Origin of the sequence: Rouxiella chamberiensis, assembly GCF_026967475.1 — a bacterium.
GTDB lineage: Bacteria > Pseudomonadota > Gammaproteobacteria > Enterobacterales > Enterobacteriaceae > Rouxiella > Rouxiella chamberiensis.
The window spans coordinates 1,773,881-1,796,113 of the sequence record NZ_CP114058.1 but is presented as its reverse complement, the minus strand read 5'-3'; the positions used below and the strand labels follow the sequence as shown (position 1 = coordinate 1,796,113).

At 52.9% G+C, this 22,233-nt stretch carries 17 protein-coding genes and 2 pseudogenes; 4 read left to right on the top strand and 15 right to left on the bottom strand.

Going from position 1 to position 22,233, the window contains the following annotated elements; genetic code table 11:
- Positions 1 to 61: 61 nt before the first annotated feature.
- Positions 62 to 1,021, top strand: coding sequence for a LysR family transcriptional regulator (locus O1V66_RS08270; protein ID WP_269128255.1), 960 nt, complete (start codon positions 62 to 64; stop codon positions 1,019 to 1,021).
- 20 nt (positions 1,022 to 1,041) lie between these two features.
- Here O1V66_RS08270 and O1V66_RS08265 read toward each other — a convergent pair whose 3' ends face one another.
- The 3 genes and pseudogenes from O1V66_RS08265 to O1V66_RS08255 form a co-directional block, all read right to left on the bottom strand.
- On the bottom strand, positions 1,042 to 1,392 hold the full coding sequence (locus tag O1V66_RS08265) for an ArsR/SmtB family transcription factor (RefSeq protein ID WP_045047654.1): 351 nt from the start codon (positions 1,390 to 1,392) through the stop codon (positions 1,042 to 1,044).
- A 149-nt stretch (positions 1,393 to 1,541) separates the two neighbouring features.
- Complete coding sequence (gene hglS / locus O1V66_RS08260) at positions 1,542 to 2,894, bottom strand: 2-oxoadipate dioxygenase/decarboxylase HglS (protein WP_045047655.1); 1,353 nt, start codon at positions 2,892 to 2,894, stop codon at positions 1,542 to 1,544.
- A gap of 111 nt (positions 2,895 to 3,005) precedes the next feature.
- Positions 3,006 to 4,429, bottom strand: a pseudogene (locus tag O1V66_RS08255) (amino acid permease).
- Positions 4,430 to 4,853: 424 nt separating this feature from the next.
- Between O1V66_RS08255 and fusA the strand changes: the two are divergent.
- The 3 genes and pseudogenes from fusA (at position 4,854) to O1V66_RS08240 (ending at position 8,591) form a co-directional block, all read left to right on the top strand.
- The gene (fusA, locus tag O1V66_RS08250; protein WP_045047657.1) at positions 4,854 to 6,959 is read left to right on the top strand and encodes an elongation factor G; all 2,106 of its coding nucleotides are present in this window, start codon (positions 4,854 to 4,856) and stop codon (positions 6,957 to 6,959) included.
- A gap of 183 nt (positions 6,960 to 7,142) precedes the next feature.
- Complete coding sequence (locus tag O1V66_RS08245; RefSeq protein WP_045047658.1) at positions 7,143 to 7,418, top strand: metal/formaldehyde-sensitive transcriptional repressor; 276 nt, start codon at positions 7,143 to 7,145, stop codon at positions 7,416 to 7,418.
- A gap of 53 nt (positions 7,419 to 7,471) precedes the next feature.
- Positions 7,472 to 8,591, top strand: a pseudogene (locus tag O1V66_RS08240) (S-(hydroxymethyl)glutathione dehydrogenase/class III alcohol dehydrogenase).
- A 95-nt stretch (positions 8,592 to 8,686) separates the two neighbouring features.
- On the opposite strand, the gene O1V66_RS08235 reads toward O1V66_RS08240, so the two are convergent.
- From O1V66_RS08235 to rfbC, 12 genes are all read right to left on the bottom strand, one after another.
- Positions 8,687 to 10,054, bottom strand: a complete 1,368-nt coding sequence (locus O1V66_RS08235; RefSeq protein ID WP_045047660.1) for a flippase — start codon at positions 10,052 to 10,054, stop codon at positions 8,687 to 8,689.
- A 159-nt stretch (positions 10,055 to 10,213) separates the two neighbouring features.
- Complete coding sequence (locus O1V66_RS08230; RefSeq protein WP_045047661.1) at positions 10,214 to 12,415, bottom strand: polysaccharide biosynthesis tyrosine autokinase; 2,202 nt, start codon at positions 12,413 to 12,415, stop codon at positions 10,214 to 10,216.
- A gap of 239 nt (positions 12,416 to 12,654) precedes the next feature.
- A complete protein-coding gene (locus tag O1V66_RS08225) occupies positions 12,655 to 14,403 on the bottom strand; it encodes a hypothetical protein (protein WP_045047662.1) in 1,749 nt (582 codons plus the stop codon).
- Positions 14,404 to 14,558: 155 nt separating this feature from the next.
- Entirely contained in the window at positions 14,559 to 15,662 is a 1,104-nt protein-coding gene (locus O1V66_RS08220; protein ID WP_045047663.1) for a DegT/DnrJ/EryC1/StrS family aminotransferase, read from the bottom strand.
- Positions 15,663 to 16,220 (bottom strand): GNAT family N-acetyltransferase, encoded by a 558-nt coding sequence (locus O1V66_RS08215; protein WP_045047664.1) that lies wholly within the window; start codon positions 16,218 to 16,220, stop codon positions 15,663 to 15,665.
- Positions 16,210 to 16,665, bottom strand: coding sequence for a sugar 3,4-ketoisomerase (locus tag O1V66_RS08210; protein WP_082050999.1), 456 nt, complete (start codon positions 16,663 to 16,665; stop codon positions 16,210 to 16,212). Before O1V66_RS08210 ends, O1V66_RS08215 begins: the two co-directional genes overlap by 11 nt.
- A gap of 349 nt (positions 16,666 to 17,014) precedes the next feature.
- On the bottom strand, positions 17,015 to 18,451 hold the full coding sequence (locus O1V66_RS08205; protein ID WP_045047665.1) for a hypothetical protein: 1,437 nt from the start codon (positions 18,449 to 18,451) through the stop codon (positions 17,015 to 17,017).
- Positions 18,435 to 18,923, bottom strand: a complete 489-nt coding sequence (locus O1V66_RS08200; protein ID WP_269128254.1) for a hypothetical protein — start codon at positions 18,921 to 18,923, stop codon at positions 18,435 to 18,437. The genes O1V66_RS08205 and O1V66_RS08200 overlap by 17 nt, the downstream gene beginning before the upstream one ends.
- Positions 18,916 to 19,677 carry a hypothetical protein gene (locus tag O1V66_RS08195; protein WP_269128253.1) on the bottom strand — a complete coding sequence of 254 codons (762 nt, stop codon included), beginning with the start codon at positions 19,675 to 19,677 and terminating at the stop codon, positions 18,916 to 18,918. The genes O1V66_RS08200 and O1V66_RS08195 overlap by 8 nt, the downstream gene beginning before the upstream one ends.
- A gap of 98 nt (positions 19,678 to 19,775) precedes the next feature.
- Positions 19,776 to 20,723, bottom strand: coding sequence for a glycosyltransferase family 2 protein (locus O1V66_RS08190; protein ID WP_045047667.1), 948 nt, complete (start codon positions 20,721 to 20,723; stop codon positions 19,776 to 19,778).
- A 121-nt stretch (positions 20,724 to 20,844) separates the two neighbouring features.
- Positions 20,845 to 21,699: a dTDP-4-dehydrorhamnose reductase gene (gene rfbD / locus O1V66_RS08185; protein ID WP_045047668.1), complete on the bottom strand. Its 855-nt coding sequence runs from the start codon at positions 21,697 to 21,699 to the stop codon at positions 20,845 to 20,847.
- On the bottom strand, positions 21,696 to 22,232 hold the full coding sequence (gene rfbC, locus O1V66_RS08180) for a dTDP-4-dehydrorhamnose 3,5-epimerase (protein WP_045047669.1): 537 nt from the start codon (positions 22,230 to 22,232) through the stop codon (positions 21,696 to 21,698). The genes rfbD and rfbC overlap by 4 nt, the downstream gene beginning before the upstream one ends.
- Position 22,233: the final 1 nt, after the last annotated feature.

Sequence of the window (22,233 nt, the reverse complement as noted above, 5' to 3'; positions counted from 1 at the left end):
ATGCCTGCGGTGTATGCTGCTGTCTAATGCATTTGAAGAACATAAAGGATACCTGAAAGGTATGGCAACGATCGATTTACGACGACTGAAGGCCTTTGTCACGGTCGTGGAAGAGGGCAATATCACCCGCGCCGCCCAACGGCTTTTTATCCAGCAGCCTCCGCTGACGCGGTTGTTGCAGAGTCTGGAGGATGAATTTGGCGTCAAGCTGCTGTCGAGATACCCGCGCGGCGTGGAACCCACCGATATCGGCAAGGTATTGTTCAAGGAAGCAAAAGCGTTGCTCGCGCAGGCCGATAGCCTGGGTGCCACCATGCTGCGCGCCACCGAAGGCAAGCAGGGCGATATTCGCATCGGTTTTACCAGTTCGGCAGCACTGCACGCCTTCGTGCCCAACGTGTTGCGCCGTTATCGCGAAGTGTATCCGCAGGTGACGGCGCAGCTCGAAGAGTCGGGCAGTACCGAACTGTTGCAGGCGCTGGTAAATCGCACGCTGGATGTCGCCTTCGTGCGCACGCCGGTGCTGGGTATGCCGGAGCTTAAAATCGAGCGCATCTTGCAGGAGCCGATGATGGTGGCGCTGCCCGACGGACATCCCCTCGTGCAGCAGCATAGCGGGCCAGTCGCCCTGAATACCTTGATCAATGAAGGGTTTATTCTCTACCGGCGACCCGCAGGACAAGGGCTGTACGACGCCATTCTCGCGGCCTGCTATCGGGCGGGATTCAGTCCGCGCATCGTGCAGGAAGCGCCGCGGCTCACGTCGTGCCTCAGTCTGGTCGGTGCGGGGCTGGGCGTCTCGATTGTGCCCGCCTGCATGGTGCGACTGGGCGGTGACGGCGTGGTCTATTTGCCGCTGTCGGAACAGGCCGAGCTGCACGCGCCGCTGTATCTGGCCTATCGAAAAGGGGGACAGCGCAAGGACAGCCAGAGTTCGGCGATGATCACCACGTTTTGCGAGCTGGTAAAAAGTCAGCTCGAGGAGGGAGATAACCAAAGGCTGGATTTTTATGGCCGATAACAGAAGGCGAACAGAACCGTCTACCTGTCTTCACGCAGATGGCGTGCGGTGGATTCAACGGTAATGCTGTCGTGCTCGACCGCATGAAGCAGCGAGTCCAGCAGTCCCGGAAAGCGCGCATCGAGATCTTCACGGCGCAGCGACAGCAGATTCGCCCGCCCGTCCGGACGCTGCCAGATAACGCCGCTTTCGCGTAGCACACGCCAGTGGTGGGTTAGCGTCGATTTTGACAATCCTTGCAGCAACGTGCCGCAGGCGTGTTCGCCGCCGTTGGCCAGAATCTGCACCACCGCCAGACGCAGCGGATTACCCAGTGCATTCAGCACATTTTCGAGGCGGATTTGTTCACGTTCGGGGTGATTGGCGATCATCGGTTCTTAATGAGTTTCCATAAGGGGGAGACACAAGGCACGGTGGGCCGCCTTCTTTGATTGCCGAGGATAGTTGCAGCTTATAAAGGGTAAGTCAAGAATACCGGGATGGCGGGCCACGCCTCAAATCTCGGCCCGCCGTTCGTGAATTAATCGCCGAAGATGCTTTGCAGCGACGCCTCTTCGATGGCGGCATAGAGAGAAAACTCGTTGATAACCGCCCGACCCAGTGCGGCTTCAAACGCCGCCTGATTCGGGTTGCCGCTGCTGACCGCGCCTTTGTCGCTGCCCAGATTCGACTGGAAAATACCCGCCGCGCTGACCGGCAGGAAATCTTCATACACGATAGGCTCGAACGTGACGACCCGCGCGTGAATCAGATCTTCAAGATTGTCGCGCGAGACGTTGTGTTCGGGAATGGTGGCACCCGGCGTCAACCGATAGCGGAAATACCCGAGCTGTTTAGCCCGCAGCGCCTCTTTGTCATCCGGAAAATCGGCAAACGCGGCTTCAATATGGCGCTGGTGGCTGTCGTTGTCCTGTGCGTTTCCGCTTGCCGATGCCGCCAGCAGCAATTGGTCATACAACGCGCGTCCTTTCGGCGTGAGCGCCAACCCGCGCTGCTCGATTTCACCAAAGCGCGCGGTATGTTTGCCAGTTTCATCATCGGTAAAACGAATCTGTTCACTGAGCGCCTTGAAACTGGTTTGACGTAATAGAATCGGCACCTGACGACGCGGCGGCCCTTCAATCACCTCTTTTGGCGTAATACCGTAATCCGGCATGATCCGCTGTACGTGGTCGATGTCCAGCGTGCGCGGCGTGAGATGATTGATATGGGGTCCCTTGAAGCACACCACGTCGGCTATCAGTCGGTGATGGGCGAGCAGGGCGTTGTAAGTCTCGAGATTGACCTGTGCTTCGCTGTGCCAGCGGAAGGTCTTTAGCGCCTCCGAGACAAAATCGTCGGCCTGATTTGTAGTAAGTCCGCCTGCCTGCTGCGCCTGCTCGATGAGTTCGCGCACGCGGGGCGAGAAAATCTCCCGCTGTTCGAGGATGCGCCGCGCCGTGTCGCGCAGGTCGGCGTTATCGATAAGCTCCAGTCGCAACAGCGACGTGAAGACGCGGAAGGGGTTAAGCAGCAGCGAGGCTTCGTCCACCGGACGAAACGCCGTGGAGTGAACGGGCACGCCCGCCGCCGAGAGGTCGTAATAGCCGACCGGCGACATGCCCATCACGGCAAACAGGTCTTTCATGGTCGCCAGTTCGGCCGCCGTGCCGAGTCGAATCGCGCCGTGGCGCTCGACGTCCAGTCGATTGCGCTCTGACACCTCGAGATCCGCCGTAAAGGTGTTCGGGTGCCGGTTCAGATAGGCGGCATTCGTCTCTTTGACAATCTGCAACAACGTACCGTACTGCGGCACTTCCTGCTGATACATCTGCGACATGGCCTTTGAAAACCGGTCGCGAATCTCGTCGGGGGAGATCAATACATTGCTCATCGTTATGCCTCTGCCTGTCATCATTTATTCCCTTGATCACTCAAGCTTAGCGAATGCCTGATAAATCAGCATCAACCGGCGTTCAAGGATGATGAGGAGCGCACACTTTGTTCATGAGCGACGCAGCGCCGGCGCATTTTTCTGGCTGCCGACAATCTTGACCACATCCTGCGCCTTGCGATTGCGTGTGACATACAGACTACAGGCCACCATGATGAGTGTTACCAGCGACGACATCAGCGTCTGATAGCGGTAGTCCGGCGAGATAATCATGTAGCCCAGCACCGCGACGATGATAAAGATCGCAAACCAGGTCAGCCACGGGAACAACCACATCTTGAATTCGGGCGACATGCCGTTGCGTTCAAGCTGCGAGCGCATGCGCAACTGCGAAATCGCGATAACCAGATAGACAATCAGCGCAATGGCCCCGGTGGTCGACAGCAGGAAATCGAACACCTGATTCGGGAAGGCATAGTTGGCGACGCAACCGGCAAAACCTGCCAGCGTCGAGGCGAGCACGGCCATCGCGGGAACCCCGTTGGCTGAGATTTTTTCACCTGCGAAGGCGCATCCCCGCGCTGGCCCAGCGAGAACAGCATGCGCGAGGCGGTATACAGACCCGAATTCATGCAGCTGCAAACGGCGACAAACACCACGATATCGACAATCAGCTTCGCGCCCGGCAGGTTTAGCGAGGTCAGCATGAACTGGAAGGTTCCCTGCGCCTTGAGCTGAGGATCGTTCCAGCTGACGAGAGACACCACCAGGAAGATGGAAAGCAGATAAAACAGCGCAATGCGCCACACCATCAGATTGGTCGAGCGGCGGATCTGCTGCGCCGGATTTTTCGACTCGGCTGCGGCAATGGTAACGATTTCAGCGCCGAAAAAAGAGAAAATTGTGACCAGTACGCCGCCCAGCACCGTGCCGAAGCCGTGGGGCATAAAGCCGCCTTCACTGTAGAGGCGCGAAACCCCGTGAACGTTGGCGAGAGGCCAGTAACCGGTTACGGCCACCATGCCAATCACGATAAAGGCAATGATTGCCGCCACTTTGACTATCGAGAACCAGAATTCGAACGCGCCGAAACTTTTGACATTGGCGAGGTTGGTCACGGTGAGCAGCACCATGATGGCGACAGCGAATTCCCAAGACGCAACGGCAGGGAACAGGCTGTGCAGAATATCGGCACCGGCGATGGCTTCGACCGGGATGGTCAGCACCCAGAACCACCAGTAAAGCCAGCCGATGGTGAATCCGGCCCAGTGGCCGATGGCGCGCGTGGCGTAGGTTGAAAACGAGCCGGAATCAGGCTGTAGCACGGCCATCTCACCCAGCATGCGCATGACCAGCATGACCAGCAATCCGGTGAGGGCATAAGAGATAAGTATCGCTGGACCGGTTGTCGCGATGGCGTTGGAGGATCCGATAAACAGGCCTGCGCCGATGATACCGGCGATGGAAATCATGGTGACCTGGGGACCCGAGAGTGTGTTACCAAGGGAGGAGCGCGCTGTAGAAGATTGATTCATAGATAATCCTGCCAAATGTTTGAGATGGTTACATCCTGTGCCTCATTGCGTGCTCTTGATGGTGTGACCGAGCCTTATTGTTTTTTGTATTTTCCAATACTGTGTGGTTACAGACCGAATTCAATATAAGGAAATAATTTTCGTTATGGTCATATGTTTTTCTTATATCTATGATTTGCTGGACTATTTGATTCTGTGAGTGTCTTGTCTGGCGGCGCTATACTCAAGTAAACGCGCAGAAAGAGGCGAAGGGAAATTTTTTCCGGCCTGTATTGCGTGGCGAGTCGTCGATGACTTCGATAGCAAGAAACTATTGTTCGAATATACTCGTACAGTTGTAGTATGTTGCTGTCCCGGGAACGGGACTCGTCGACGGGACACGTTTCCCGCCTCCTCTTCGGCCATCCTCTATTAAGGACATTATATGGCTCGCAAAACGCCCATCGAGCGCTACCGCAATATCGGTATCTCGGCCCACATCGACGCCGGTAAAACCACGACCACCGAGCGCATCCTGTTCTACACCGGCATGAACCACAAGTTGGGTGAAGTGCATGACGGCGGTGCGACCACGGACTGGATGGAGCAGGAGCAGGAGCGCGGCATCACCATTACCTCGGCGGCGGTCACCTGTTTCTGGCGCGGCATGGATCACTCGTTTGACGAACACCGGATCAACATCATCGACACGCCCGGTCACGTGGATTTCACTATCGAGGTGGAGCGCTCGATGCGGGTGCTGGATGGCGCGGTCATGGTCTACGACTCGGTCGGTGGCGTGCAGCCACAGTCTGAAACCGTATGGCGACAGGCGAATAAATATCGCGTGCCGCGGTTGGCGTTCGTCAACAAGATGGACCGGCCGGGCGCGGACTTCTTCCGCGTGCGGCAGATGATGATCGACCGCCTGAAAGCCAATCCGGTGCCGATAGTGATCCCTATCGGCAGCGAAGAGCACTTTATCGGCGTGGTTGACCTGCGCAAGATGCGGGCGATTTTGTGGGACGACGCGACGCAGGGCATGACCTTCAGCTATGCGCCGATACCGGCGGCGTTGCAGGCCAGTGCCGAAGCCTGGCGCGAAAAGATGGTCGAAGCGGCGGCGGAGGTGTCCGATGAGCTGATGAACAAGTATCTCGAAGGCGGCGAGCTGACCGAAGACGAAATTACCTTTGGCCTGCGTCAACGCACGGTAGCCGGAGAAATTCAGCCGATGCTGTGCGGCAGCGCGTTCAAGAACAAGGGCGTACAGCGGATGCTGGATGCGGTGGTGGAACTGATGCCGTCACCGCTGGACATTCCGCCGGTGCAGGGCACCGACGATGCCGGCCACGAGGTGCATCGCGAGGCGGATGACGACGAGAAATTCTCGGCGCTGGCCTTCAAGCTGATGACCGACCCGTACGTCGGCCAGCTGACCTTCGTGCGCGTCTATTCGGGCGTGCTGTCGAAAGGGGACAGCGTGTACAACCCCGTGCGCGGCAGGAAGGAGCGCATCGGGCGAATCGTGCAGATGCACGCCAACGTGCGCCATGAGGTGGACGAGATCCGCGCCGGTGACATCGCCGCCTGTGTCGGGCTGAAAGAGGTGACCACGGGCGAAACCCTGTGCGACCCGAATGCGCAAATCACGCTGGTGAAGATGGAGTTTCCGGAACCTGTTATCTCGCAGGCTATCGAGCCGAAAACCAAGGCCGATCAGGAGAAAATGGGTATCGCGTTGCAGCGGTTGGCGTCGGAGGACCCGTCGTTTCGTATTCGTACCGATGAGGAGTCCGGGCAGACGATTATCTCCGGCATGGGCGAGCTGCATCTGGAGATCATCGTCGATCGCATGAGGCGCGAGTTTGGCGTGGAGGCAAACATCGGTAAGCCGCAGGTTACCTACCGCGAAACGGTGCGCAGCAAAGTCGAAGACGTAGACGGCAAGTTCGTGCGCCAGTCGGGCGGTAAGGGCCAGTATGGCCATGTGGTCTTTACGCTGGAGCCGCAGGCGTCGGGCACGGGGTTCGCCTTCGTCGATGCCACCAAAGGCGGCGTCGTGCCGCGAGAATTCATTCCTGCGGTTGAAAAAGGCGTGGTCGAGGCGCTGAGCAGCGGCGTGCTGGCCGGATATCCGGTGGTCGACGTGAAGGTGACGCTGACGTTTGGCTCGTCACACGAGGTTGACTCCTCCGAGATGGCGTTCAAGATGGCGGCTATCTTTGGGTTCAAGGAGGCGGCAAGACTGGCGAGTCCGGTCATTCTCGAGCCGATGATGCATGTCGAGGTGGAAACGCCGGAAGACTACGCGGGCAGCGTAATGGGCGACCTCTCTTCCCGTCGGGGTACGGTGCAGGGCATGGAGGAAATTCTCGGCGGCGGCGGCAAGCTTATCAAAGCCGAGGTTCCGCTTTCCGAAATGTTCGGCTATTCGACCGTGCTGCGCTCCATGTCGCAGGGACGTGCCACCTACACCATGGAGTTTCATCACTACGCCGAAGCGCCGCGCAACGTGGCGGACGAGATTATCGCGTCTCGCGGTCGATAGCCGCGTGCCCAACGCGCCATATAATCCCTAAAGCGCTGTAAAAAACAGGCCCCGAAGTGGATAACTCCGCCTCGGGGCCTTTCTCTTTTGTCAGGGGACTCTACTCTACAAGGGAAGAAACACATTATTGCCATCAACTTTAGAAAAATATACTATACCCCCTATAGTATAAAGGACGTCGCCATGCCAAATTCAGCAGAAGACAAGAAGAAGGTGTTAACCCGTATCCGTCGCATTGGCGGTCAGGTCGAAGCCCTTGAACGCGCGCTCGGCAGTGATACGCCGTGTGTGGCGATGCTACAGCAAATTGCCGCCATTCGCGGCGCGGCAAACGGCCTGATGGCCGAAATGATGGAGATCCATCTGCGCGACACCCTGTTGTCCGAAGAGCCGTCGCTGAAAGAACGAACCCAATACACGGATGAAATCTCCACGCTCATCCGCTCATACTTGAAATAGCCTTTTCTGCCGTTGGCGAAAGGTCATCTGTAAACTCTTCATTAGGAAGCATTATGAAATCACGTGCAGCCGTAGCATTTGGTCCTGGCAAGCCGCTGGAAATTGTCGAAATCGACGTTGCTCCGCCGAAGAAAGGCGAAGTGCTGGTAAAAATTACCCATACGGGCGTATGTCATACCGATGCCTTCACTCTGTCCGGCGATGATCCTGAAGGCGTGTTCCCGGCGGTGCTGGGCCACGAAGGGGGCGGTATTGTGGTCGAAGTCGGCGAGGGCGTGACCTCCCTGCAAGTGGGCGACCATGTCATTCCGCTTTATACCGCCGAGTGTCGCGAATGCAAATTCTGTAAATCGGGTAAGACCAACCTGTGTCAGGCCGTACGCGCCACACAGGGTAAAGGCCTGATGCCGGACGGCACCACCCGTTTCTCCTACAACGGTGAGCCTATCTATCACTATATGGGCACCAGCACCTTCAGCGAATACACCGTGGTCGCCGAAATCTCGCTCGCCAAGGTCAACCCTGAGGCCCCGCTCGAAAAAGTCTGCCTGCTGGGCTGCGGCGTGACCACCGGCATCGGCGCGGTTCACAATACGGCAAAAGTGAAAGAGGGCGATAACGTCGCTATCTTCGGTTTGGGCGGTATCGGGCTGGCGGCTATCCAGGGTGCGGTGCAGGCCAAGGCGGGGCGCATCATTGCCATCGACACCAATCCGGGTAAATTCCAGCTGGCGCGCGAAATGGGTGCCACCGACTGCATCAATCCCAATGACTTCGACAAGCCGATTCAGGACGTGATTGTCGAGATGACCGACGGCGGCGTGGAGTTCAGCTTCGAATGTATCGGCAACGTGAACGTAATGCGTGCCGCGCTGGAATGCTGCCATAAAGGATGGGGCGAAAGCGTAATTATCGGCGTGGCCGGTGCGGGTCAGGAGATCAAGACGCGTCCGGTTCCAGCTGGTTACCGGTCGCGTTTGGCGTGGTTCCGCGTTTGGCGGCGTGAAGGGCCGCACCCAACTGCCGGGCATGGTAGAAGATGCCATGGCCGGGAAAATCAATCTGGACCCGTTCATCACCCACAAACTGCCGCTGGAAAGCATTAACGAAGCCTTTGATCTGATGCACGAAGGCAAATCGATTCGTACAGTGATTCACTTTGGTGATAAATAACTCAAGGCTTGCCTGAAAAAGCCCCATAAAAAAGCCGGTTGGCATTGTGAGATGCCAACCGGCTTTATTTTTTATATCGTCAGTAAAACCGTTATTTATTCGCTGAGCGGTGAATCGGTAACCGGTTTAATAACGCGATGGCGTTTCAGTTCTCGTCGATAGAGGAAATAACGAAGCGCATGCAGAACTATCAGACCCAGGAATACGCGGATATTCCAGGCGATGGCCGCGCCGATAATGCCGTATTTGTGTGTCATCCACGGAAGGTAGATAACGTACAGGATAAGGTCGACAATCATGCTCACCGCCATAATCCACGGTTTGCCACAGGCCTGAATCCAGATAAAGGCCGGTTGCACCAGGCCGTGAATCAGATAACCGACCAGGAACATCGAGAAGATAATCCATGAATGCTCGGCAAAATCAGGGCTTATCCACGCCGACAGGAACCACTTCGACAGAAATATCCCCGCGACCGCAGGGATAACCAGTACCGCAAATATGCCCAGCATCACTTTGTTGAAATAGCTGTTGGCGCTGCGAACATCGGTCGATATCTTGGACACCAGCACAGGGAACAGAACGCCACAGGCGCTTACCGTGACAATCGCCACGCGGGAAACAACATCGTAAGGCGTGGTGTAGTAGGCAAAGACACTGGCGCCCACGATGGATGCCACAAAGAAGCGGTCAATATACAAGATGATGGGCGCAATGATATTACCCACCGAAATCCAGCCGCCGTATTTCACCAGTTCGAGCGTGATGGCTTTTGACATCGACACGCCAAAAATGCTGATAGGCGTGACTTTGCGGATTTCGCTGCTCATCATCATATAGAAGACCACGGCCATGATGCAGCGCAGCAGACAAAGCGACAGGGTTAACCAGAACAGGCTCGGCGTGTAGAAAGAGATAATCACCGGAACTAGATACATCAGGATCGAAAAGGGCGCTTTGCCGATACTGATCTTCTTAAAGGCGCCAAAGGCTTCCATGACCCCGACAAACACCGTCTGTGCAATGACGAAGGGCAGGCTGAAAGCGATAATCTCCATGCTGCCGGACACCTCGTCACGTATTTCCTGCGTCGAGACATTGAACAGGTGCAGGGCAATCCACTGGCTTTCCACCCAGAAAAGTACAGAGATAATCAAAATAACGGCGGTAATAATAAACCAGCCCGTTTTTATCACGGTCAGCATCGACCGTTCATTTTGCTCATCAAGATACTTTCTTACCGAGTTGGTGACCGAACGGGTGATCCCGAAATCGAAAATGGTCACGGAGCCGATAATCACGATGATTAGCGATAATACCCCAAATCGTTCAAGACCAGTGTGACGCAACAGCACCGGGATCATGACGATAGCGACAAGCACCGGCAGGGCATAACCTAGAAAATTCCACGAAATATTCCGTAAAAACGCGCTGCTAAATAACTTATCTATATATCGTTTCATCGTTAACGTTCGATTTGTGGTCTAGAGGGTAAAAAAATGCCAGTACCGAATACATTTTACTTCCCGTCACCCTCGTCTTCGAAGGGCAGCGGGCATGTATTCAGCCTGGCTCTTTTAATGTCTTAACAACTCGGTCAGAACTTAAAGATTATCTGACGACTAGTCTTTATCGATATGACGTTTGTACTCGTAAGTGTAGAACGCGTCATAGCTGTAGTTCTGGCTGTAGTAGTTTGCAGAGCGGCGAACGATGGCGTTCAGGATACAGCCCTTGACTTCAACACCACTTTGTTCCAGACGTTTGATACTGACTTCCACTTCTTTAACGGTGTTAAGCTCGAAACGCGCAACCATCAAGGTGGTGCCGACCAGCTGACCGATGATGCTGGAGTCGGTAACAGACAGCACTGGCGGGGTATCGATAACCACCAGGTCGTAGTTCTGGTTGGCCCACTCAAGCAGATCGCTGAAACGCTTGCTGGTCAAAAGCTCGGCCGGGTTTGGCGGAGTGCGACCACGGGTCAACACGTGCAGACTCGGGATTTCGGAGGTATGAATCACTTCCGAAATGTCTTTCTGTCCTGCCAGTACGGTAGACAGACCCACACGCGGGTTGAAACCGAAGTAGTCGTGCGCCGAGCCACGACGCATGTCGCCATCGATCAACAGAACTTTTTTGCCGGTCAGTGCGATAACGCTCGCCAGGTTGACGGAGATAAAGCTCTTACCGGCATGCGGTACGGCACCGGTAATCATCAATACGTCGTTCTTGGCTTCGATCATCGCGAAGTGCAGGCTGGTACGCAGGCTACGCAGGGATTCGACGGTCAAATCGGCCGGGTCGGTAATGGCCAGCACTTCCTTGGTTTTCTGCTCGTACTTGTTCTTGCCCGTCAGCGAACCGATAAACGGTATAGACGCCAGGCGTCCCTGATTCATGGCAAACGGTACGTTGGCGTAAACAGTAATGCCTTGCTCTTCCAGCTCACGTGCGCTTTCGATACCACGACGCATCATGATTTTGGTAATGATGAAGATAATCGCCATCATTGCGCCAAGAATCGCGGCCATGATTTCAATCAGAGGCAGTTTAGGGAATACGGCACCAATTTCAGAGGTTGCATAGTCGATGATGCGGACATCGCCTACGGTACTGGCTTTATTGATGCTCAGCTCTTGCTGTTTACGCAGCAATTGCACGAAGATTTCCTGTTGCGAATCAACATCACGGGTCAGACGCATCAACTCTTGCTGAGTCTGTGGCAGAGAGTTGATTTTGCCGTTCAGCTTGGCTTTTTCGTCTTCAAGGATTTTACGCTGCTCGAGCAGAGCGCGGTAAGTCGGGTGAGACGGGGTATAAAGCTGGGAAACTTCGGCTTCCTTGAAGGTCAAATCGTTGATTGATTTATCGAGGTTGACCATGGTGTCGAGCGCAGAACGGATTTCGAGGTTCATGTCCACGGAATCGCGTTTCTGACGATACGCATTCAGACGATCTTCAGAGCGGTCCAGTTCACTACGTACCAGCGGCAGCTGCTCTTTCAGGAAGGTCAGGCTGTTGGCCGCTTCCTGAGAGTTGCGCTCCACGTTTTGCAGCAGGAAGTTGTTGGCAATGCTGTTCAGAACTTTCTGGTCCTGAATCGGGTTTGCACCGTTCATCGATAGTTCGATAATACCGGTATCAACCCCTGAGTCCATGGCTTTCAAACGGCCAACCAGCTGATCGTAGGCAGCACGCATCGGGATTTTACTGACGGTGTAGGTGGTGCCGACTGCCGCGTTCATTGAATCGACATGCAGGGTAATCGGGCCTTTAACCACTTCCTGACCCACTTTACCTTCCAGCAGAACGGAATCTTTGTTGCTCAGGCTATAGCTGTCCGGGCCGGTCACTTTAAGAACAAAAATCTGACCGAGCTGGGATTCCGGGACTTCAAGTTTGCTCACATCGATCTCGTTGACCGGTTTGTGAGTCATGCGCGCCCATCCCTTACCGAAGAACGGGAAGAAGTGCTCTTGTACCTGAATGTCCAGATGGAGATCACGGATGGTTTTGAACTGAACGAGTTTAGACTCGATTAATTTCAGTTGAGCGCCCGTTTTAGTCTGACCACTTGGCATCAGTTTGGAAATATCGTTCAGAATGGTTGAGCTTCCATTGCTCTCAATCTGAACCATCGCATCCGTACTATAGACCGGAGTGGCGAAAAGATAATAAACCACGCCAAATGCCATCATGACTATGACGGTAATAATCACCAGCCAGCGGTCATCCAGGATCCCGCCATATAAGCGCCCTAAATCCAGGTTATTGGAATTTGTTTCTATCTTGGCTAATGTTGCGTCTCGTTTCTCTGACATTGTTAATCCCGCAATCAATGTGGTTATGGAATTTTGCTTAAAAGAATTTCTGTATAAACAAGTGTTAGCAGCTCAAGGGTCGCTAAACAGCCCCTTCGGCATAGGCCGTTTGCTTCAATGATGTAGGTCGATATGCGGGTTCCTTGTTGTGTCCTGCACTGGCCGATAAAGTCGAACACCTGTCCGAGATTACTGCTTTATATCAAAAAAGGCACGTTTTTCAAATATGTAAGGGTCTTCTAGACGCGAAGAATGTTCGCGACAAAATGCATTTCAGGCATGGCATCCTGGCGGACCTGAAAGTTGTTGCCGGACACTCGCCACGCAAAAACGCTCTCATTGTAAATGATAGGTTGAGCAACCATCGGCTCCTTTGCAGAAGCGTCCGAAGACAAACTAATCAAAAATTCGCCTGCTACACCCAGCACATTCGTTTTGATATAAACCTTATAAAGGTTTAATTCTTGAATGTAACGATCTTCCGAAGATTCTTCCAAAGAAAAAAGGGTCGTAAATTCCGATGCAGAGCGGCCAATTATTTGCGCAACCCCAATACCTTCATAGAGTCGCGCCTGCATATACAGCTTTTTCTTAAAATTGACGAAGTCTGCATTTACATTGGCAAAAGGCGCATCGCTTTCCGCTTTATTATAAAGAGAGAGCATAGTGCCGGAATTGGTAATACCTAATCCACGGAGGTTATCGGTGGTGGCAGAAAAGCTGCTTTGACCGGTAATGAAGGAGGTGTACATCAACGAGCCAAAGATTCCGCTGCAATAACCCATGACGGCCTGAACCTTGGCGAAAGGTTCACCTTCGAAGTCATGAAGGATATCCACGAAGTTCGAACCCGACCCGTTGTCGCCGCAGCGATGCACCGCCAGCACTTTGCGGTTTGCCGCACCGGCGCTGGAAGAGGACAGGGTCTGGCCTTTACTGAAGCTGCTGTTCTTGCCCTGGCCCACGGAAACGTCTTGCGCTTCCATCAGCATGACGTAGAACTTTTGCTGATCTTCGAAGGCCATCAACACTTCACAGCGGCCGCGACCACTGTTTATGGCCATGCCTCTGCGTAGCCCCTGCAGACTGTCAACCTGAAGCATCGACAGATAACGACCGTTGAAATCATGATCGCCGGCTATCTGGGTATATTGCGAACCACCGCGTAGAAGAATGCCGCCGTAACGGTTATTGGCGATGAATTTGACGTTAATCTTCCAGGCTTCGGAAATCGGCGTAGTGCCTTTGGTGCCTCTGGAAAGATAAATACCCATCCAGTTTTCGGTCCAGAAATCGCCGGTAATCTGTACCGAGGCGTTTGGCCAGGTCTGTTCACCGTTGGCCACCACGCGAATACAGTTGCGGGCATCGCCGATGTGCAGATGAGACAGCGAGAACCCGGCATCGCGTGCATTTATGCCGTCGGCCCGACCGCCGCCATTGAGCATATTGATACGCAGATTAAGACCGGTGATATTCGAAGACTTGTCACCAATGACAATCATCGGCGTGGCATCCCAGAGCGAGTTATGGGACGGCCAGTCCTTGTTGGCAATCAGGTGCGAGAGACTGATGTTCAGGCCATTGCTGGCAAGCTCGCCGGTAATGACAATCGGACGGCTCAGCGTATAGGTGCCGGTGCCGTAGACATCGTGGATACCCGCCTGAATGGCGTAATCGATAGCGGCCCGAATGGCCGAGCTCCAGTCTCCGGCGGCACTTTGGTCATCGGCAAAATCTTCAATGGTAATGAAATGATTGAGTTTTGCACCGACGGTGCCACGGGTATATTTCTGACGAACGGCGTAACCGGAAAGGCCCGCGCCCGTATTGGAATTCAATTGTTGCACCGTGGCCGAGGCATTGGACTGTGCAGCCTGTGCATGTTGCAAGGGTTCGCGCGTCTGCGCCTGGGCCTTGCCTCCCATCCATCCAACTACGGCTGAAGGCACGAGCCAGCCAAATAAACGTCTGCGGGATAATGACATAATTCTGTACGACCTCTGGTTAGAGCCAGAATCGATCCGGCAGTATCACTCTGCATGGCAGACTGGTCGGGATACTCGGGATCCGAGATGCATAAGACGCGTGTCAGGGCGACACGCGTCTTAATCAGAGGAAAAGGCTTCGCCGAGAAACCAGATTAAACGGAGAACGTGTTACAGGCGTCGATAATGGTTTGAACGTCTTCATCCGACAACGACGGATCGGCTGGAATACTCAGGATCTCGTTGTGCAGCGTTTCGTTCAACGGGAAGCTCAGATGATTCATCTCCGCGTAGGCCGGTTGTTTATACGGCGGAAGAGGGTAGTGAATTATCGTATCGATACCTTTTTCATACAGGAAGCTTTTCAGCGCGTCACGATGTTGCGTACGCACTACGAAAAGGTGCCAGGTATGTTGTTCGCGCTGATCGAACTGCGGAAGTTTGAGCAGCGGGTTGGTAATTCCTGCCAGATAACGCTCTGCAATACTGCGGCGCGCTTCCACTTCTTTCCAGAAGTACTTAAGCTTGACGCCAAGCAATGCGGCCTGCATCTCGCTAAGACGGCTGTTAACACCTTGATAGATATTGTAATAACGTTCCTGAGAACCGTAGTTGCGCAGGGCGCGCAGCGTGGCTTCAAGTTCGGGGTCGTTAGTGGTGGCAGCACCCGAGTCGCCAAGGGCGCCCAGATTTTTGCTTGGGTAGAAACTAAAGGCGGCAGCATCGCCCCAGTAACCCGCACGTTTGCCATCAATTGCCGCGCCGTGAGACTGGGAACAGTCTTCCAGAACCAGCAGGTTGTTATCACGGGCAATGTCCATGATTTCCGGCATCGGTGAGCAGTAACCATAGAGGTGAACCGGCATGATAACGCGGGTTTTCGGGGTTATTGCATCACGGATTTTGGTCACGTCGATATTGTAGCTGTCTGCATCCGGTTCAACGAACACCGGTTTCAGATTGTTTTCAGTGATGGCCAGTACGCAGGCAATGTAGGCATTGGCCTGAATAATGACTTCATCACCGTCCTTGATTTTGCCGAGCAGTTTCCATGCCCGCAGCACCAGCACCAGTGCATCAAGACCAGAGGCCAATCCGATGCACGATCTTACCCCACAAAATTCAGCAAATTGCTGTTCGAAAGTGCGAACTTCAGGGCCAAGAATGTAATAACCGGAGTCGATTACACGCGCACTGGCTGCTTTAAGCTCATCCGCATAAGGCGTATTAATTTGCTTTAAATTGAGGAAATTGATCATTTACGCGTCCTTTTCTGGAGCATCGGGCGTGATGTATTGAATGTTTTCTTGATAGAAAGTACTCAGCATGACCGGAATGTCGATTTCGTAATATTCATTCGTTTCATCTTCGCTATGGAAGCGATGAGAAATTTTCTTGATAAAACGCAGCGCCGGTCTGTTGTCTTTACGGGCATCGACAATAATGATTTTGAAGCCCATTTCATTCATGGCATCAACCATCAGCAGGATGCTTTCCACCGCCGAGGTCATGGTTTTATTTTCGTTCAGGATCCAGCTGCCGCATTTAACGACGCCGGCTTCCTTGTCAACACCGTAGGCACGAAGCGAACCCACTGGCTGCTGATTATCCTGCCGCTGAATGATGTAATAGTATTCCGACCCTTCGGATTCACGATTTTTATACTCTTGCAGCCAAGCTTTCTGCTGCAGAGGATCGTTATCGACCGGAGTAAGAAACTGAACACTTTTTGGCGCAACGCGCAGGCTGTGTACAAATTCATAATCACTGACTTCTACGGGACGTAGCAAAATGGTTTTACCATATTTATTTTGCATATTTCGCCTGTGCCTCTTCAAGGAAAGCATCGTAGTCGTGGATATAATCGCCGCGGTCGTATTTCTCGCTAGAGAGCACAACCAACGCACAGTCTTTGCTGAAATCGTGCATTTCAACCCAAACCAGATCATTGACCAGCAGGCCTTTTGACGGGCTGTCCAGCCAGTGATCGCTAATCTTGTGACCATCGTTCAAACGCACACGCAGTTTGCCGACCAGACAGATAAGGAACATCTTGTCGCGGCGATGGGCATGGAATCCACGGTTCTGGTTGGAATTGGTGTTGAAGATATAGAACAGTCGCTTTATCTCGAAAGGGACCTGGTTCATGGATTCCACGCTGACCAGACAGCCACGGTCGTCGGTGAAAGTAACCAGATCAATCACCGAGTGCTGTGGCGGTTGCAAGGAGTCTGCTTCATCAGTGTGTGTAAATAAATTCATAATAACGCCTCTAACCTTCTGATTAGTTATGTTTCTAGGCTTAGAATCAATGCTCATAAGCCTGTATTAGCATCAATGTGTACTACATCGCTACTCGCGTCATGCTTACCCGAGAGATAAGCATCCGTTATTTGGGAACCCTGGAAAAAAACGCTAGCAATCGTCCTCATGTATTTTCTGAGGATCTTTATTTACAATTTTCTTGCTTACCTTAAAGATAAATCTGATAGACCAATAATATATGATTTTTTGGAGTTAAATAAACTTTAAAATGGAAATGGGCGACTTTTAGGATTACTGCAACAGCCTGACAATTTTTGACCTGTTTTGGCGACCCTTTGATGTCACGTCATTTTTTTTTGACGGCACCTAATGTCGTTCGGGCAAAGGCCTTGAGACGGTTCAGGGTGAAATAGGTTTTATTAAAAAGCGAGAAGTGCAGATATATATGCCAGAATAGTTTCCTGTGGTGAGTATATACGTACTGCATCACCTGCGGATAAACCGGCATAAATATGCTGTTGCGCACGCGCAGATAATCAGTATCACCCGTCCACGGCACCAGGGTTTCCATATCCAGTGTGCTCTTTTCATTGTCATATAGGCACGCAAGATAGCGCTTTTTCACCGCTTCATAGCCATTAACTGCGATAATTTCTTCGAAAACGCCCTCATCACGATAATCCTTGATCGTCTGAACAACCTCTTCGACATTTCTTCTTTTCAGTTTATCGGCAGGTGAATAACCTTGTACGCTGGACGTTAAACCAATCCCTCTCTTGCCGGCCAGAACCTGCTCGGCAAAAGCCGTACCGCCCGGGAAAGGGTAGCTGTCGACATAGAAATCGGCTTCACGCGAACGTGCAATAAACTGGTCATAAGGCAGGAGGCGCAGTACCTGCAACCTCTTTCCAAAACGAAGCTTGAGGGGCCAGAGCCACACGTTACCGGCAAAGTTGATGCCGACCAGTGTGAAGGTTGAATTCGGCGCTTCATTCAGCAAACGGGTGATTAACGGACTCATGTTTGCCCCGCGGAAAGGACGGAACTTCATGGCCGAGCCCGAGCTGAAAAAGTGAAGCGCCGGATTCAGCGCCGTCGTCTCGGCCCTGTTTTCGGGTTTTACATCCGCAATCGGAATGCCGAGGAACGACGTCTGACCCATAATCTGCTTTTTGAGATCCAGTCGCGCGCCAAAGCTGCTCAACTGGAAATAGTAATCGGCAACCGAGCTGCCATAGGTAAAGGCATGGTCGGCATGGTTCAGGAAATACACTTTCGAATGACGGCGCTGTTTGACCAGGGCGCAGGCGATCACCGCCGCGATGTCATCAAAGTGAATATGCAACACAATGCGCTGATATTGCGCCGCGATGTCACGAATCTTCACCACGGCATCAAGCAGCGTGTCGGGCGCTATCTCATGAACGACGGCAAACATATCCTTGAAACGAAGCTTGGCTTTTTCATCGGCCTTGCGGGTTACGAGCACATCGGGCGAGCCTGGATGCATCTGTCCAAGCTTCTCCATGAGGCGGGTATGCCCCCCGATAATAAAGGCCTCGGAAATAATATGCAGGCAGTCTTTTTGCGGTTCACCTTCAGGCAAAGGCGGCAAAACCGCCTCTACGCGCTGAGTGAGCCTGATTTCAATGTCCGGATCGTCATACTGGCCGGTGTCTATCATATGCAGCAGAGATCCGTAGATCTCCGCGGCTTTCAGGCTGGCATTCAGGTCTTGGTCGGACAACACGCTGTCGCGTAAGGGCTTAAGCCGTGTCTTCATGGGGTTTCCCGCTCCAGTACACCTTCTGGTATCGACTCTGCCTTATAGTGATTGAGCACCGCATGGTGTCGTGCACAGAAGAACAGAATGGCCCCCCCGACGCACCAAAGAGCAGGGGGTTGAACATTCCGCCCGCCATCCACAGCGCCAGGAAGCCAAAGGTCAGGGCAATATTGATAAAGCGGGTTTCAAACCGGTTATAACACGAGCCAAAGATAACCAGCGCAATAACCAGCAGATAAATGGCACCCCCGACAAAGCCCATATCCATCAGCATTGACTGCGTCTGGTTCTCGTAAACATAAGGAGACTCGGGAGAGCGGATCAGGGTCGGAATAAAGTAGCCGATACCATGACCTAAAATCGGGCTGTCGAGATAATGGTGACTCATCGCATTGCTCTGCATATCACGCACGACGTCGGAGGAGGTGTTAATCGATCCCCCGATACGTGTTTCAAGGATTTTATCCACCGAATCCCCGACGGGAGTAAATGAATAAAGCACCCAGCCAATGAGAAAGGCGACTATCACATAATAAATCTTGGTCGATAACTTGGCGTTGAACAGCAGGCTCAAGCCGATAGCCACGACGCTGACGGCCCAGAAGAAACGGGAGAACCGTCAGCAGCGTGGAAATAATCAGTACAATCAGACAGACGTTGTTCAGGAATTTCTTTTTCTTGCTAATCAGAATCTGGCCCATCAGCACGTAAAGAATATATGGCGTAACAGAGTCCATCGGGATTTGCAGACGGGTCAGGAAACTGTCCTGTACCCCAAGGGTCATCAACTGAATGTTCCAGACTTTGGATACTGCTTCGATAATCTCGCCGGTAGGCATACCGGTCGCGGCACTGATGGTCAGAATGGCCATCTTGCCGAAACCAATGACCACTGCCCCGTTTCTGACGGTATTGTAGGCAAGATGTTCACCGCCCATACGCGCAGGAATGGAAGAAAGAAAACCGAATACAACAAAGGTTAGAAGCATGTCTCGCGATTGGCCGATGACATTCGCGAATTCGTTTAATTGGCCGAGTGAATATATGGCATAAACGAATATCAACAACGCCAGCGGCCAGACCAATTTGAAGAAACGTGCCATGGCTTTTGAATCGCAAAGCAGGTGCAATCCAATCATCGGAATAATCAAAAAGCTGCGGGCCATGATGAGATAAATGGCAAACTTGGCCAGAATCTTCTTGGGCTCATTAATCGTCAACATTCTAATAACCTTTTACCCTGAAAGGGCAGTGCGTAATCGCGCCATCAGCAATGGCGCAGACAGAAAGACTCACAATAACGTTCGCAACCTATCAGGATCTACAAACCCAGCACATAGAATACGAAGAAAGAAGCATTACGCAGGAAACCGGTTTTATGAACGCCTTTACTGCTGAACAGCTTAAAGCGGGCAACCATACCTTTCTCGAATGATTCAACGTAGTCGGTAAGCAATTTTCGGTCTTCTGGTTTTAACGCAGGGCTAAAATCATCGAGGAACAATTGAGCTTGAGTGCGAGTGCGTCTAATGATGTCACGCGCCTTCAGGAATCGGGTCTTGAATGAAACGTTCAACAACGCACCCAGCGAAGCAGACTGCGCACCCAACACGTTATTGCCGTGCTGACGGTAAAGAATAAGCGAGTTATCGATAAAGCCAACGCGTCCGATAGCCTGGGCCAGCATCGCCATATACCAGTCGTGCATGATGGACTCGCCGATACGGCTGTTGCGTGCCTTGTCGAACAACTCGTGATTACAGGCCATGACGCAACCCGTTACCGAATTATTGACCATCAGCTTGCCGAGACCCGGATGGCGGGCAAGATTCTGGTAGGTAAACATCGAAATATGGATAGGCGACAGATTCTTGTCGGCGACACAGAGATCGGAGTGCAGGAGGATAGGGCCTGCTTTCTGCTGTTCCATTTCCACGAAACGGTCCATGAACAGACGCATCTTGTTTGGCAACCACAGGTCATCCTGGTCGCTAAAGAAGGTGTAATCAGCCGCAGTGTGCATGATCAAATGGTTAAAGTTTTCACGAACGCCGCCTTTCTTGCCGTTATCCAGCAGTTCAATGCGCGAATCCTGTTCATGAAAGCGATGAATGATGGCCGCCGTTTCATCTGACGAACTGTCGTCGGAAACCAGAATGCGGCACTCGTATTCTGGTAAATGCGTAAAATTGAGTAAGATGGATTGAATCTGCTCTGTTACATATTTCGCACCGTTATATGTAGCCAGAATAACGTTTATTTTTTTCATAGTGTCTCAACGTTAGAAGATTGACGAGCCTACTCACCGGGTTTGCCCCGTCAGTAAACTGTAAGCCCTATAGACTGTGCCTCGCTCTGCCATTCCGGTAGCTCGCGAGACACAGACTAAATTAAAACTTGCTGATAATGTCTTTCAGGGCCGAATCCCAATCAGATAAAGCGACACCTAAAGCTTTGATCTTTTCACCATCAAGAACCGAATACGCCGGGCGTTTGGCCGGCGTCGGGTACTCTTCGGTGGTCACACCTGTCAGCACCGGTTTATTCGCCAGTCTGCCTTCGGCAACGGCAACATCGAAAATACGGTCGGCAAACTCGAACCAGGAGACTTCGTGGTCGCCGCCATAGTGATAGATGCCACCTTGCGCCTGAACCTGCAACAGAGTGATAAGGGCCTGCGCCAAATCACCTGCATAGGTCGGGCAACCACGCTGATCGCTGACAATTCCGAGCGCATCGCGCTTTTCGGCCAGATTCACCATGGTTTTGACAAAGTTGTTGCCGTATTCGCTGAAGACCCAGGCAGTACGCACGATGGCCGCATCCGGTAAGACCGCCAGTACGGCTTTTTCGCCATCCAGCTTGGTTTTACCGTAAACGCCGAGCGGATTGGTGGTATCCGTTTCCAGATACGGGCGAGTGCCCTGGCCGTCAAACACGTAGTCGGTGGAAACATGAATCAGTTTCGCGCCGCTGTCGCGGGCAGCCAGTGCCAGATTTTCCGGCCCCTGAGTATTTACTCGAGCCGCAGCTTCCGGTTCGCTTTCCGCTTTATCGACGGCGGTATAGGCACCGGCGTTGATAATGGCATCAGGTTGATAGGCGCGAACGGCCTGCTCGACCTGCGCCTTGTCGCCGATATCCAGTTGCGCAGACCCGACGGCGTGGATCTCCCAGCCTTCAGGAAGACGATCCTGGATACAGCGGCCAAGTTGGCCGCTAGCTCCGGTCAGTAAAATTTTCATTTCACCAGTTCCCGCAATGTCTTGCCGAGCTTGTCTTTTTCAGACAGCAGCGGATTGTCGATAGGCCAGTCGATGCCTACCTCAGGGTCGTTCCACAGCAGGCAGCCTTCGAGGTCAGGTGCATAGTAATCGGTGCACTTGTATTCGAAGTCGGCTACATCGGACAGCACCACGAAACCGTGGGCCAGACCCGGTGGAACCCAGAACTGGGTCTTGTTCTCTTCGGACAGCAGCACGCCGTACCACTTGCCGAAAGAAGGAGACTCCGGACGGATATCCACGGCAACGTCATACACTTCGCCACGCACGACGCGCACCAGTTTGCCCTGAGGATTCTGGGTCTGGAAGTGCAGGCCGCGCAGTACGCCCTTGCTCGAGCGCGAATGGTTGTCCTGTACGAAATCCAGATCGATGTTCAACATCTCCTGATAACGTTTTTTCTCGAACGTTTCCAGAAAGAAACCACGACTGTCGCCGAAAACCTTGGGCTGGATTATCTTGACGCCTTCAAGGGGTGTATCGATGATTTCCATG

Coding starts and splice junctions, on each gene's coding strand:
- O1V66_RS08270 (WP_269128255.1), top strand. CDS start 62: ATGGCAACGATCGATTTACGACGACTGAAGGCCTTTGTCACGGTCGTG.
- O1V66_RS08235 (WP_045047660.1), bottom strand. CDS start 10,054: ATGAAACGATATATAGATAAGTTATTTAGCAGCGCGTTTTTACGGAAT.
- O1V66_RS08215 (WP_045047664.1), bottom strand. CDS start 16,220: ATGCAAAATAAATATGGTAAAACCATTTTGCTACGTCCCGTAGAAGTC.
- rfbD (WP_045047668.1), bottom strand. CDS start 21,699: ATGAAAATTTTACTGACCGGAGCTAGCGGCCAACTTGGCCGCTGTATC.
- O1V66_RS08195 (WP_269128253.1), bottom strand. CDS start 19,677: ATGTTGACGATTAATGAGCCCAAGAAGATTCTGGCCAAGTTTGCCATT.
- O1V66_RS08265 (WP_045047654.1), bottom strand. CDS start 1,392: ATGATCGCCAATCACCCCGAACGTGAACAAATCCGCCTCGAAAATGTG.
- O1V66_RS08220 (WP_045047663.1), bottom strand. CDS start 15,662: ATGATCAATTTCCTCAATTTAAAGCAAATTAATACGCCTTATGCGGAT.
- O1V66_RS08205 (WP_045047665.1), bottom strand. CDS start 18,451: ATGAAGACACGGCTTAAGCCCTTACGCGACAGCGTGTTGTCCGACCAA.
- O1V66_RS08210 (WP_082050999.1), bottom strand. CDS start 16,665: ATGAATTTATTTACACACACTGATGAAGCAGACTCCTTGCAACCGCCA.
- fusA (WP_045047657.1), top strand. CDS start 4,854: ATGGCTCGCAAAACGCCCATCGAGCGCTACCGCAATATCGGTATCTCG.
- rfbC (WP_045047669.1), bottom strand. CDS start 22,232: ATGGAAATCATCGATACACCCCTTGAAGGCGTCAAGATAATCCAGCCC.
- hglS (WP_045047655.1), bottom strand. CDS start 2,894: ATGAGCAATGTATTGATCTCCCCCGACGAGATTCGCGACCGGTTTTCA.
- O1V66_RS08230 (WP_045047661.1), bottom strand. CDS start 12,415: ATGTCAGAGAAACGAGACGCAACATTAGCCAAGATAGAAACAAATTCC.
- O1V66_RS08225 (WP_045047662.1), bottom strand. CDS start 14,403: ATGTCATTATCCCGCAGACGTTTATTTGGCTGGCTCGTGCCTTCAGCC.
- O1V66_RS08245 (WP_045047658.1), top strand. CDS start 7,143: ATGCCAAATTCAGCAGAAGACAAGAAGAAGGTGTTAACCCGTATCCGT.
- O1V66_RS08190 (WP_045047667.1), bottom strand. CDS start 20,723: ATGAAAAAAATAAACGTTATTCTGGCTACATATAACGGTGCGAAATAT.